General features: G+C 44.7%; 14 protein-coding genes. 13 read left to right on the top strand and 1 reads right to left on the bottom strand.

The genetic code is table 11. The features are described from left to right. The 5 genes from CVN76_RS21590 to CVN76_RS21570 all read left to right on the top strand — a co-directional run. Positions 1 to 663: flagellar hook-basal body protein (locus CVN76_RS21590; protein WP_157805748.1), on the top strand; the 663-nt coding region annotated here is incomplete at its 5' end. A 55-nt stretch (positions 664 to 718) separates the two neighbouring features. Beyond that, positions 719 to 1567: a flagellar hook-basal body protein gene (locus CVN76_RS21585; protein WP_100533008.1), complete on the top strand. Its 849-nt coding sequence runs from the start codon at positions 719 to 721 to the stop codon at positions 1565 to 1567. Between the two features lie 171 nt (positions 1568 to 1738). After that, positions 1739 to 1993 (top strand): DNA-directed RNA polymerase subunit beta, encoded by a 255-nt coding sequence (locus CVN76_RS21580; RefSeq protein ID WP_100533007.1) that lies wholly within the window; start codon positions 1739 to 1741, stop codon positions 1991 to 1993. Positions 1994 to 2116: 123 nt separating this feature from the next. Then, positions 2117 to 2545, top strand: a complete 429-nt coding sequence (fabZ, locus tag CVN76_RS21575; RefSeq protein WP_061141254.1) for a 3-hydroxyacyl-ACP dehydratase FabZ — start codon at positions 2117 to 2119, stop codon at positions 2543 to 2545. 267 nt (positions 2546 to 2812) lie between these two features. Beyond that, on the top strand, positions 2813 to 3115 hold the full coding sequence (locus CVN76_RS21570) for a hypothetical protein (protein WP_100533006.1): 303 nt from the start codon (positions 2813 to 2815) through the stop codon (positions 3113 to 3115). Between the two features lie 108 nt (positions 3116 to 3223). On the opposite strand, the gene CVN76_RS21565 is transcribed toward CVN76_RS21570, so the two are convergent. Further along, complete coding sequence (locus CVN76_RS21565) at positions 3224 to 3658, bottom strand: YwpF family protein (protein WP_061141252.1); 435 nt, start codon at positions 3656 to 3658, stop codon at positions 3224 to 3226. 372 nt (positions 3659 to 4030) lie between these two features. On the opposite strand from CVN76_RS21565, the gene ssb reads away from it, so the two are divergent. From ssb to CVN76_RS32170, 8 genes are all read left to right on the top strand, one after another. Further along, positions 4031 to 4393: a single-stranded DNA-binding protein gene (gene ssb / locus CVN76_RS21560; protein WP_100533005.1), complete on the top strand. Its 363-nt coding sequence runs from the start codon at positions 4031 to 4033 to the stop codon at positions 4391 to 4393. A 17-nt stretch (positions 4394 to 4410) separates the two neighbouring features. Next, complete coding sequence (locus CVN76_RS21555; RefSeq protein WP_100533004.1) at positions 4411 to 4704, top strand: hypothetical protein; 294 nt, start codon at positions 4411 to 4413, stop codon at positions 4702 to 4704. Positions 4705 to 4996: 292 nt separating this feature from the next. After that, positions 4997 to 6001: an ABC transporter ATP-binding protein gene (locus CVN76_RS21550; protein WP_100533003.1), complete on the top strand. Its 1005-nt coding sequence runs from the start codon at positions 4997 to 4999 to the stop codon at positions 5999 to 6001. Beyond that, on the top strand, positions 5982 to 6950 hold the full coding sequence (locus CVN76_RS21545; protein ID WP_100533002.1) for an ABC transporter ATP-binding protein: 969 nt from the start codon (positions 5982 to 5984) through the stop codon (positions 6948 to 6950). The genes CVN76_RS21550 and CVN76_RS21545 overlap by 20 nt, the downstream gene beginning before the upstream one ends. 45 nt (positions 6951 to 6995) lie before the next feature. Further along, positions 6996 to 8606, top strand: coding sequence for an ABC transporter substrate-binding protein (locus CVN76_RS21540; RefSeq protein ID WP_100533001.1), 1611 nt, complete (start codon positions 6996 to 6998; stop codon positions 8604 to 8606). A gap of 114 nt (positions 8607 to 8720) precedes the next feature. After that, the gene (locus CVN76_RS21535) at positions 8721 to 9725 is read left to right on the top strand and encodes an ABC transporter permease (RefSeq protein ID WP_100533000.1); all 1005 of its coding nucleotides are present in this window, start codon (positions 8721 to 8723) and stop codon (positions 9723 to 9725) included. A 12-nt stretch (positions 9726 to 9737) separates the two neighbouring features. Beyond that, the gene (locus CVN76_RS21530; RefSeq protein ID WP_100532999.1) at positions 9738 to 10640 is read left to right on the top strand and encodes an ABC transporter permease; all 903 of its coding nucleotides are present in this window, start codon (positions 9738 to 9740) and stop codon (positions 10638 to 10640) included. A 210-nt stretch (positions 10641 to 10850) separates the two neighbouring features. Then, on the top strand, positions 10851 to 13220 hold a 2370-nt coding region (locus CVN76_RS32170; RefSeq protein WP_157805747.1), incomplete at its 3' end, for a S8 family serine peptidase.

Raw genomic sequence — 13220 nt, 5'->3', positions numbered from 1 at the left:
ACTGAAAATAAATTGTCCATCCCTGGATTCTCCAAGGTCGGGGGGCTTAGCACCGGCGTTTACGTACAGGAGGCTAACCCGTTATTCACCCAGGGTACATTGGAGGAAACGGGACTCCATACCGATATGGCCTTGGCTGATGAGAACCTGCCGATCAATGCAGATCGACGGAAAGGTTCCGTGCTTTTTACTGTCCAGAACGAGGATGGAGGCCTCCGTTATACGCGTAACGGCAGTTTTACCCTGAATGGGCAAGGATATTTAACCACTCCTTCAGGTCAATATGTCCTGAATGAAAATAAGGAACGGATCAAGCTTGAGAGCGACCGTTTCACCGTTACGGATGACGGTGTCATTTTAGAGGGGAATGTTCAAACCGCACGACTGGGAATCGGTTATTCAGATGATCCATCTTCACAGCTGATGAAGGATGGGGAAGGCCTGTATAAGGCTGTGGATGATGAGGGATTACCTAGCGCATATGCGGCCGTAGATGGCGGATTTTCTACCAAGCAAGGCTTCCTGGAGGGCTCAAATGTCGATCAATCGAGGACGATGACGGAAATGATGTCCGCATATCGCTCATTTGAATCCAGTCAGAAGGTCCTTCAAGCCTATGATAAAAGCTTGGATAAAGCGGTCAATGAAGTTGGCCGGCTTTAAGTGAACATAGGAAGAAAAACGCCACTGGAAATTTGACCATGTAAGGGGAATATTCATGAATCGGACCATGATGACAGCGGCAAATACGCTGAACCAGCTTCAAAGCAAAATCGATCAAATAAGCAATAATATCGCCAATGTTGATACGACTGCCTACAAAAAGACCCAAACGAGCTTCAATGACTTATTGACACAGAGCTTCGATAATCAACCGAATGAGTCCAAGGAAAAAGGCAGGCTGACAACCCCGGGCCTTCGGCAGGGAACAGGCGCGATGCTGAGCCAATCCCAATTGGTGCTTTCACAGGGAGCGATAAAAACGACCGACCGTAACCTTGATGCTGCATTGACCAAGGAAGACCAATTCTTCACTGTGAGCGTTCAGGACGGTAAAGGGGTCAATACAAGGCTAACACGGGATGGGGCATTTTACTTATCTCCCAACGCGAATGATCCGGACCAAATGATGCTTGTTACATCTGCGGGGCATCAGGTTCTTGATGAAAATGGTGATCCCATCCTGATTGACGGGAATATTACAGACATTAAGATTTCGGAAGATGGAGTTCTGACGGTGAATACAGAAGAATATGGAAGTGAAAGCTTCGGACTTGGCATCGTCTCGGTCACGAAACCGCAATTCCTTGACCGTCTAGGCGGAAATTTACTTGGCCTGCCCGAAAATATCGATGGCCTTGATGTAACCGTCGACGATATCATGACTGCACTGACAGGTGATTCCCGAAATCAAATAGCCGTCCGCCAAGGTGCCCTCGAGTCCTCCAATGTCGATTTATCAAAGGAAATGTCGGATTTGATCAATGTTCAGCGATCCTATCAATTTCAATCCCGGTCCATCACGATGGCAGATCAAATGAACGGATTGATCAATGGTATCCGTTAAGATATCTGGAAATTAAAATGCCTTCCTGCGGATTTACAGCAAATCGGTTATAATGGATTCATGACAAACAGAATCGTTTGGGGCTATCATTTTGCATAGTTGCCGAATTCCTGGAACAAAGGGAAAATAAATCGGCGAGTTTTTTTAGGTAAAGGAGCTTTCACATTCTATATGGAACAAAATCGTGTAATGAGACAACAAATTGAAGAAGAGATAAATGAAGTCGAAACGAAACCGGAGCGCAGGATCAAGGTCCGTCTTTTGCCAATTTGGCTTCGTTTACTAATTGTTATTGGATTGATATTCATTGCTGTATTATCAGGGGCGCTTTTAGGCTATAGTGTTATTGGGGGAGGGCATGCCCTGGATGTTTTCCAAAAATCGACATGGACCCATATTATTGACATAGTGAACAAGGACGCGTAACTTTCCCTTTCTTGGGGTGGAAATTACGCGTTAACCGATTTAATTATTGGGTCACAGCACCGCCTTCTAGGGCAGGGGCGAGCCTTGTCATGTTTATAAAATGAATTGGCAGGAGGAACGAATATGCTTGATATTACACAAATAAAAGAAATCATCCCGCATCGCTATCCATTTTTATTGGTGGATCGGATCATCGAAATAGATGAAGGGAAGCGGGCGGTAGGATTGAAAAATGTCTCTGCCAATGAAGAATTCTTCAATGGCCATTTTCCTGATTATCCAGTCATGCCTGGGGTTTTAATCGTTGAAGCTTTGGCACAGGTCGGCGCTGTAGCCGTGTTGAAGCAAGAAGAATATAAAGGACGGCTTGCATTCTTTGCTGGAATCGATAGTTGTCGCTTTAAAAAGCAAGTGAAACCGGGCGATCAACTGCGTCTTGAAGTTGAGATAGTGCGGATGAGAGGATCGATGGGCAAGGGGAAAGCGGTCGCAACGGTAGATGGCGAAGTAGCATGTGAAGCCGAAATCATGTTTGCCTTTGGTGACAAATAAATCATCCACCGTTTTTTTTAAAGATGGTTTAAGCGGCCACTTGGCGGTGTATATAATAAAGAGAACGGCTTGCTTTTGAAAGCAAACTGAAATTCAGACCCTTTTTTTATTCTCCCTTTGAAGGCCGGACATTTTATGTCCGGCCTTTTTTTTTATGATCGATTTCGACTTTGGCACATTTTCTTTTTAAATTTTAAATAGGACGCAAGTTATTTTCACATTCGGGCAAAATAGCTAATGATTAAGAAAGAAGGGAGGTTGCCAAAAATGATGAAGAGCAGAATTTTAGCACTAATTGGGGGATCTTTATTATCCATAATGTTCCTTGCCGGATGTGGAACGAATGATAATGATAACAATCCCGCGCCAGAAGATGACAACAACATCATGGAAGATGATAACAATGGCGTAAATGATAATGACGGCGGCACAGATGATACCGACATGAATGATAATGATGTGAATGATCTGGATAAAGATGATGACGGTATGATGGAAAAAGATGATACCGACATGAATAACGACGACGATGACTTAATTAAAGATGATAAAAAAGATAACAATAAGTAATAGCAAAAAATGATAAAAGACTGGCTAGTGAAGAAGGATGTATATCCTTTCATCTATGTCAGTCTTTTTTATGTGTATATTCGGTTAGGGGGTTGAGGGGCAAATTTTTTATTTATTCGTTGCCAATTTAGGCTTCGAGCGGATTTTTTGTTTGAATTCATTTATCAATTCATCACCGACCAGACCTTTTTCGACCAAATCTTCAAGCAGGAGTTCTGCATATTTGCTGCGCGTCTTCTGGATATGACCGACGAATAAGAGGCTATAATGGTTACCTACCTTTCTTATCGTACGCAAGGCGGTGTGAAATAAAGCCGGTTCATTATCTTTTTTTGTAATGACGGCCTGGATATAAACCTCACCGTCTATATTTGGAAGCGATGGCTCAAGCTCCTTGAAGTGGTTTTCATCCACAAAGGCTTCCAGCAGCCAGGTTCTGGCATCGTTTTCCTTATTTATTATCAGCCCGTCTGTTAATGCAATATCAATCAAGTGTAAATTCTCCGTAACAATTTGCAGCGAGATCAATTTAAACGATTTCATCTAATTCCTCCGTTTCTTGCCAAAAGAGCGGTATATACCCCTCTCATACGTAATTTTTAATCTATCCAAAATGACCTATGTCGATTAATCCTTATAAAGGTAATTATATCATACTAAAAGACGGCTCCTTAATGAAATGAAAACCCAGCAATTGTCTAAATTATGAACGATAGGATAAAAATTTGCAAAATATTTAATTTTGTTAACTATTTGGTTATTTCCTTATTTTAAGCAGGATAATTAGATTTTTATTCGATTTACATCCTTTTCAAGAAAGTTAATGCTGAAATTAAATCATTTCCGCCATTTTTTTATTGAATGAAGAACGAGTATGATTAAAGCATCTTAAAGGGAGGGAGAGAAAAAGACAAGATGATTAACCAAGTAACCCTTGTCGGCAGGCTTACGAAGGATCCCGTATTAAGATATACCCCCGACGGCAAGGCTGTTTCCAACGTCACTTTAGCGATCAACCGTAACTTCCGTAATACGGTTGGTGATTACGAAGCGGACTTCGTACAATGTATCATATGGAAAAAGTCGGCTGAAAATACTGCCCAGTATTGTAAAAAAGGGACACTGATCGGCGTCACGGGCAGGATACAAACGAGGAGTTACGAAAACAAGGATGGCAGGAATATATACGTTACTGAAGTGGTCGCAGAGATGGTTCAATTCATGGGACCTAAACAGCAAGAAGTGAAGCTAAAAGATTTCGAGCATATTGGCTTATAGACTTGGAGGTTGCGCAAATGAGTGAAGAGTGCAAGGTGTGCCATGGAAAAGAAGCTTCATTATATAAAATTGTGCAGAACAATAAGCGGTTGGAAGAACGCGTTAGCATTTTAATTGGCTATGTGGCAAGGGCGCAGGTGAGAAACTGGGATAATGAATATGAATTACGAAAGGTCAAAGTGTTGCTTACTGGAATGGAATTACAAAACAAGTATTTATATGACCATAATGAAAAATTAGCGGAAAGGATTTCGGCCCTCGAAAAAGGTGAAGGATTTTTAGGTGACAGAAAGAAACTTCGCAATGCTTGAGGATGATGGCAAGCTCTCTCCCCTATGATGATCCCCCTATAGCTAACACAGCTTTTCCCCGCTCGATACTCCGTTTTACCTCATCCTGGAATCAAGTAAGTTGATTCCCCCTCTTTTAGTGACTGCGAAAAGCAGTCTTTTTTTTATGCCAAAATACGCATTTTTCATGAAAATAAAAATATTATTCAGTTAAATTAGAATTTTTAGAAAACGTATTGTAAAATTTTAATTTTGATGCAATAATAAACCAAATAATATAATGGTAAAAAAGTTATATATAGGAAGTGATTTGATGGTCGAACCGATTATAAAGGTGAATGGGCTGCGAACCAGTTTTCGTACGGACGATGGTGTCATTCCTGTTGTGAATTCAATCGATTTTCACGTCAATCCCGGTGAGGTGTTAGGGATTGTAGGGGAATCGGGATGCGGAAAAAGCGTAACTTCTTTGTCCATCATGGGACTGGTTTCTTCGCCGACTGGCAAGGTCGAAGGAGAAATCCTTTTTAAAGGGGAGAATATCGCGAATGCCTCTGAAGCGAAAATGAGAAAGATTCGCGGGAATGACATAGCGATGATATTCCAGGAACCGATGACAAGCCTGAATCCTGTGTTCACTATTGGCGACCAGCTGGTGGAGACGCTCCGGATACATAAAAAGTGGAGCAAAAAACAGGCCAGGCTTAGGGCTGTTGAAATGCTGAAGCTGGTTGGGCTTGGCCGTGCCGAAGAATTGATCAATGAATATCCCCATCAGCTTTCGGGAGGGATGAGACAGAGGGTCATGATTGCCATGGCCATGATCTGTGAGCCGAAACTTCTTATAGCGGATGAGCCGACAACGGCGTTGGACGTGACGATTCAAGCACAAATCCTTGAGTTAATGAAGAACTTGAATAAAGAAACCGATACGGCCATCATGATGATCACCCATGACCTTGGGGTTGTGGCGCAGATGTGTGAACGTGTCATTGTCATGTATGCCGGCAAGGTCATAGAGGAAGGGAATGTGCAAACGATTTTCCAAAATCCAAGGCACCCTTATACCGTCGGACTGCTTCAGTCGATACCGGATATGCGAATAAAGAAAGAGCGCCTTTACTCGATTCCCGGCAATGTCCCAAAACCTGGGACAAGCAATCTTGGATGCCAGTTTGCGCCGCGCTGCTCCCATGCCATGGAGCAATGTGTGAATGAGACCCCGTCTCTATTGGATTTTGGCGATGGTCAGCAAGTCCGTTGCTGGCTGTATGAAGATGGGAAAGGAGCAGCCATGCATGAATCAAACATTGGTTAAGGTGGAAAACCTTAAGAAGCATTTTCCGATTAAAGGCGGTGTTCTAGGAAAGACGGTTGGCGAGGTCAAGGCAGTCGATGGCCTGTCATTTTCCATATATAAAGGGGAAACCTTGGGACTTGTAGGTGAAAGCGGTTGCGGGAAGTCGACGACGGGAAGGCTATTGCTTCGATTGCTCGAGCCAAGTGAGGGGAACGTCTACTTCGAAGGGAAGGACCTGACTTCCTTATCCTCACGGGAAATGAGAAAAATGCGCCGTGAAATGCAGATGGTCTTCCAGGATCCATTCGCTTCCCTCAATCCAAGACACACCGTTGAAAAGATCTTGGAAGAACCGCTTATCGTTCATGGCGTAAAAGATAAAAAGGTCCGTAAGGCGCGTGTTCAGGAGCTGCTCAAGGTTGTCGGCTTAAGCGGTTACCATGCGAAAAGGTACCCGCACCAATTCAGTGGGGGCCAGCGGCAGCGCATCGGGATTGCGAGGGCACTCGCCGTTAACCCAAAGCTGATCATCGCCGATGAGCCGGTATCCGCACTGGACGTGTCCATTCAGGCGCAGGTCTTGAACCTCCTGCAGGATTTGCAGGAAGATTTTGATTTGACGTATCTTTTCATTGCCCATGATCTTGGCGTCGTGAGGCATATCTCTGACCGTGTCGGTGTCATGTATCTGGGACATATAGTCGAATTGACGGAGAGCGAGGAATTGTATGAGGATCCCCTTCATCCGTATACACAGGCTTTATTATCGGCGGTGCCGATTCCCGATGTGGAGTACAAGGGAGATAGGATGATCCTGCAGGGCGATGTTCCAAGTCCTTCTAACCCTCCAAGCGGCTGTCCGTTCCATACGAGGTGCCCCAAAGCGATGCTGGAATGCAAATCGGAAAAGCCAATCTTGCATGAACATAAACCTGGTCACTACGTTGCTTGTCATTTATATAACTGACATGACGGCGTATACATAAATTCTCGAAAAATAAGGGGGAAGAAAATGAAGAGAACATTAGCTTTATTGTTGACTTGTATCCTGGCTCTTTCACTGGCGCTTGCTGGATGCTCCTCGTCCACATCGAAAGAGAACGGCAAAGGGGGATCGGATCAAGCGAAAGGCGGTACATTGATTTATGGTAAAGGCGGGGATGCGGTCGGTCTTGACCCAGCTATCGTAACCGATGGCGAGTCATTCATCGTCACTCAGCAAATCTTTGAAACGCTCGTAAAATACGGGGAAGACAATACAGAGATAAAACCTGGTCTTGCCGAATCTTGGGATGTGTCTGATGACGCAAAGACCTATACATTCAAATTGAAAACCGGCATCAAGTTTCATGATGGTTCGGATTTCAATGCAGATGCGGTCGTGAAAAACTTTCAACGTTGGTCACAAAGCAAGGATGAAGGGAAATTTGCTTACTATGCCTCCATGTTCGGCGGATTTGAAGGTGATGAAGGTCATGTCATCAAGGAAGTGAAGGCCGTCGATGCCAATACGGTGGAATTCACATTGAACCGCCCTCAGGCACCTTTCCTGAAAAACCTGGCGATGCCTACATTTGCCATTGCCAGTCCGGCTGGTTTGGAAAAAGAGGGCGACAGCTTCACGAAGAACCCTTCTGGAACAGGCCCTTTCAAATTTAAGTCTTGGAAGCCAGGCGATACGATCGAAGTGGTGAAAAACGATGACTATTGGCAAAAAGGTCTGCCAAAACTTGATGGAATCACGTTTAAGGTCATTAAAGATAACTCTGCGCGTTTAAATGCTGTAATCAAAGGTGAAATCGATCTAATGGATGGCTTGAATCCAAGCGATATCAGCAAAGTTACAGGAGATGACAAACTGCAGTTATTCGAACGCCCATCCATGAATGTCGGTTACTTTGGATTCAATGTAGAGAAGAAGCCTTTCGACAAGAAAGAAGTACGTCAGGCCATCTCCCATTTGATCAACAAAAAGGAAATCATCGATAACTTTTTCGAAGGCACAGCGGAGCCTGCAAAGAATCCAATGCCGCCATCCGTTTCCGGGTACAATGACAACATTGAAGACTATGATTACAATGTCGAAAAAGCGAAAGAACTTCTGAAAAAGGCCGGTTATGAAAAAGGATTCAAAATGGATCTATGGGCAATGCCGGTACCACGCCCGTATATGCCAGATGGCCAAAAAGTGGCCGAGGCCATTCAAGCGAGCTTAAAGCAGGTTGGCATCGAAGCAAATATCGTTTCATACGAATGGGCTGCCTATTTAGAGAAAGTGCAGGCTGGTGAGGCTCAATCCTTCATGCTAGGCTGGACAGGCGATAATGGCGATGCAGATAACTTCCTTTATGCCTTATTGGATAAAGATAATATCGGCTCGAACAATTATTCCCGTTATGCAAATGATGAAGTGCATGATCTATTGATCGAGGCACAGTCCACGGCAGATGAAGCCAAGCGAAATGAGTTATATGGCAAAGCCCAGGAAATCATCCATGATGATGCCCCGTGGGTTCCGCTTGTCCACTCATTACCGCAGCTAGCCGGATCGAAAACAGTCAAAGGGTTTGTTCCACATCCAACTGGTTCTCAATCCCTTATTAACGTTTCTTTAGAAAATTAACCGTAAGAACCGGGTAGTATGTAGTTTTGCATGCTTCCCGGTTTTGTTATGGAATGCATTTCAAAAGAATTGAGGGCGCTCAAAGGACCCTTATGCTAAAGGAGGGAGATTGTCATGTTTTCCTATACCGTACGACGTTTAGGATCTCTCATTCCAGTACTGCTCGGAATGGCATTTATTGTATTCATGATGATTCGGGCGATTCCAGGTAATCCGGCACAAGTGATTCTTGGGCAGCAAGCAACAGAAGAGGCTGTTGCGGCCATGACCAAGCAACTTGGCCTGGATAAACCTTGGTTCGTTCAATTTTGGGATTATTTATCAGGGTTGGTCCAAGGTGACCTCGGTATATCGCTAAAAACGAATAGTCCCGTTTCCGAGGAAATTGGGCCCTATTTAATGGCTACGATAGAGTTGGCATTGATTGCGATGATCATCGCTGTCGTCATTGGGGTGAATGCCGGAATCATCTCAGCTTGGTTCCAAAATTCATGGTTTGACTATGTGGCAATGGTGATTGCGTTGGTTGGCTTGTCCATGCCGATCTTCTGGCTTGGATTGATGGAGCAATACATCATTTCCATTCAATGGGACTTGCTTCCGACGACGGGCCGGGATAATATCAGGGATCCCGTCGAGGCCATAACCGGCCTTTACTTGATTGATACACTCATGAATGGCAGGATTGATCAGTTTTTTGAAGTGATCAGGCATCTTATTTTACCGGGATTGGCGCTTGCAACGATTCCAATGGCGATCATCGCAAGGATGACACGTTCATCCATGCTTGAAGTGATGAGGTCGGATTTCATCCGCACCGCCCGTGCCAAGGGAATGAGGATGTTTTGGGTCGTTTACAAGCACTCCTTGAAAAATGCCTTGATTCCTGTAGTGACGGTCATCGGCCTGCAGACAGGATTGCTGTTGGGCGGGGCCATTTTAACGGAAAACATTTTTGGCTGGCCAGGTATCGGTACATATATTTATGATGCAATCCTATCCCGGGATTATCCGGTCATCCAGTCCGGGATTCTTGTCATCGCCTTTTTGTTTGTCATGATCAATCTAATTGTGGACTTGTTGTATGCAGCGATCGATCCTAGGATCAAGTATAAATAGGGAGGGAAACTCATGCCTGAAATAGCAACGAATACTTCGCCAATCCTTCCTCATAAAGAGGCAGGGGATCAAGTCATCTCTCCCTGGAAGGAAGGGTGGAAGAGCTTTAAGAAGAACAAGGTGGCCCTGGTCGGTCTGGGTATCGTTTTATTTTTCATCTTGATCGCCATCTTCGCTCCCCTCATTGCACCATATTCATTTGAGGGGCAAAAGCTAAGTGATAAACATTTGGCGCCATCTGCAGAACATTGGTTTGGAACGGATGAATTCGGCCGTGATATTTTAAGCCGGGTCATTTATGGCTCCCGGATATCAATCGGAGTCGGCTTTTTATCTGTAGCCGGATCCGTCGTGGTCGGATCCTTCCTTGGAATCATCGCCGGCTATTATGGAAAATGGATGGATACGATCATTTCAAGGATCTTTGATATCATTTTGGCGTTTCCCAGTATCTTGCTTGCCATTGCCGTAGTAGCGGTTTTGGGACCTTCCCTTCGTAATGCGCTAATTGCCATTGCCATCGTCAATGTCCCGATATTCGGGCGGCTTTTACGCTCACGGGTGTTAACGGTGAAAGAAGAAGAGTACGTTACGGCTGCAAAGGCCATTGGGATGGGAGATGGCCGGATCCTCCTGCATCACGTCCTACCGAATAGCCTTGCGCCGATCATCGTGCAAGGGACCTTGGCGATTGCCACGGCCATCATTGAGTGTGCAGCACTCGGCTTCCTCGGTCTAGGGGCACAGCCGCCAGCGCCAGAGTGGGGGAAAATGCTGGCCGATTCTAGATCCTTCATCATTCAGGCCCCGTGGACGGTCCTTTTTCCCGGACTGGCGATCATGCTTACGGTCCTCGGCTTCAATCTAATGGGCGATGGCCTTCGCGATGCTTTGGATCCACGAATGAAAAATTAGCGATGAAAGGGTGATGTTAGTTCCAACATCACCATCTTTTTGTCGTTCATAGTGTAAATCTATTAAAATATGAAAAATTAATGACAATATACTAGTTTTAAATAGGAAAATAGTGACTATTATCTCTTAAAATCACCCCAAAAGTTGTGATATTTTTATATACAGTAAGAAAATTCCAAATATTGATGATTTTAGAGGAGGAAAAGTTCATTGATTAAACGCAGCTTGTCCATTCTAGCAATCTTTCTATTAGTATTTACTGCAAGCGTTTCCGCAGCCAAGCTTCCGAATTCACCGAGCGGCTCTGGTGAAGGGAAGAAGAATCAGCAAAGTATCCTGAAGTTGAAGAAAGATGATATCGGAAAGAATTATAAAAGTGACGAGAAGGTCAGGGTCATCGTAGAGATGAAGGAAGCGCCCGCGATTGAGATAGCTTCCAAGGAAGGCAAGCTGTTTAAACAGTTATCGAAAAGCAAGAAACAACAATTAAAATCCGAAAAGCTGGCTAACCAGAAGAAATTGAAAAACAAGGTGAAAGAGAAGAAAATCGCGTTCAAGGAACTTGAGAGCTTTACGACAGTAGTCAACGGGTTCAGCGGTGAGATTCAATATGGTGAAATCAAAAAGGTCGAGGCCATGCCTGAAGTTGCTGAAGTACATATTGCGAACGAATATGAGCGGCCAGTGGAAAAGCCCGATATGATTTATAGTAAAGAACTTGTCCAAGCCCAGGAAGCTTGGCGGGAATATGGTTATAAAGGAGAAGGAATGGTCATTGGGATCATCGATACGGGAATTGATCCATCACACCGCGATATGGTCCTGAACGATGATAATAAGGCAGAGCTGAGTGAAAGTGAAGTAAAGGGGATGAAGAAGTCAAGCCATCTATTAGGCAACTACTTTACTCCTAAAGTTCCATATGGATATAACTACATGGATGAAAATGAAGAAATACTTGATCTTGGTGAAGGTGCCTCGATGCATGGGATGCATGTCGCAGGAACGGCTGGCGCCAATGGAGATGAAGAGCACGGCGGTATTAAAGGGGTTGCTCCAGAAGCCCAGCTGCTTGCTTTGAAGGTATTCGGAAATGATCCTGCCATGAAGACGACATGGGGCGATATTTATATCAAGGCAATTGACGATGCCATCATATTAGGGGCGGATGTACTGAATATGAGCCTTGGCTCGACTGCAGGCTTTGTATCAGAGGACGATCCCGAGCAACAGGCGGTATCGAGAGCTGTAGATAACGGGATTCTCATGTCGATCTCGGCAGGAAACTCGGCTCACTTCGGTAATGGATTTGCCAATCCATCAGCCTCCAACCCCGATATTGGCGTATCAGGTTCACCTGGTGTTGCTTATGACTCGGTCCAAGTGGCATCCGTCGAGAATAACTTTATGGATTTGGATGCGGTGACCTTTAATATTAACGGACAAGAAGGCAAGGCTCCGTTCATGTCGGCATCAAGCGTACATCCGAATGCGTTAAAGGAAAAAACGTATGACTTGGTTGCTGCAGGAATCGGGTCGCCAGAGGAGCTTGCGAAAGTTGATGTGAAAGGCAAGTTTGCCCTCATCGAGCGCGGCACGCTTTCTTTTATCGATAAGGCTAAGAATGCCCAGGCAGCAGGGGCTGCAGGCGTAATTATTTTTAATAATGCCGATGGGTACATTTCGATGCAGACAGACGCAAGCATCACGATTCCCCAGCTGTTCATGCTGAAATCAGATGGAGCTAAGCTGAAAACGGCCATAACTGCTGGAGAAAAGGTTAAGGTCAGCTTCAATGGCGATAAAACAAAATCGGCAAACCCGGAAGCGGGAAAAATGAGCGCATTCAGTTCATGGGGCGTTGCACCGAATTTGGACTTCAAGCCAGAAATCACTGCTCCAGGCGGGCAGATATACTCGACGTTGAACAATGATGAATATGGGATGATGAGTGGTACCTCGATGGCGGCACCACATGTTTCCGGCGGCTCTGCCCTTGTTCTGGAAAGAGTGGATAAAGACTTTAAATTAACAGGACATGCCCGAACCAATTTGGCTAAAAACCTGATGATGAACACGTCAAGACCAGTGAAGGATCAAGGGGTCGTCAACAAGGCACTTGGTTGGGAAAATCCTTATTCGCCACGCAGGCAGGGAGCTGGAGTCATGCAGCTTCATTCAGCATTGTCCACGCCAGCCGTCGTGACGGAGGCATTCACGAAAGAAGCGAAGGTAGCCATGAAAGAGGTAGGCAATACGTTTGCTTTTAGCTTGAAGGTCGAGAATTTCAGCAACAAAGCAGTCAAATATGATGTAAAAGGAAATATTCAAACGGACTACGCCATCCAAGGTCAACTCGGCTATTCCGCTCATCAGTTGGAAGCCCAGGAAATTAAGGACGCTTCAATCAAAATCAATAATAAAGATACAAACAAAATAACCGTACCAGCGAAAAAATCGGTAACCTTTGAAGTGAAAGTCGACATATCCAAAGCAAAAGTGCTTGGTGATGATCTTGAGACGCTTGTCGACATTAACAAGGTCTTCCCAAATGGATATTTTGTGGAGGGGTTCGTTACT

Source organism: Bacillus sp. mrc49 (assembly GCF_002803435.1).
The sequence above is the reverse complement of the archived record's forward strand: the minus strand, read 5'-3'. Positions and strand labels throughout refer to the sequence as shown.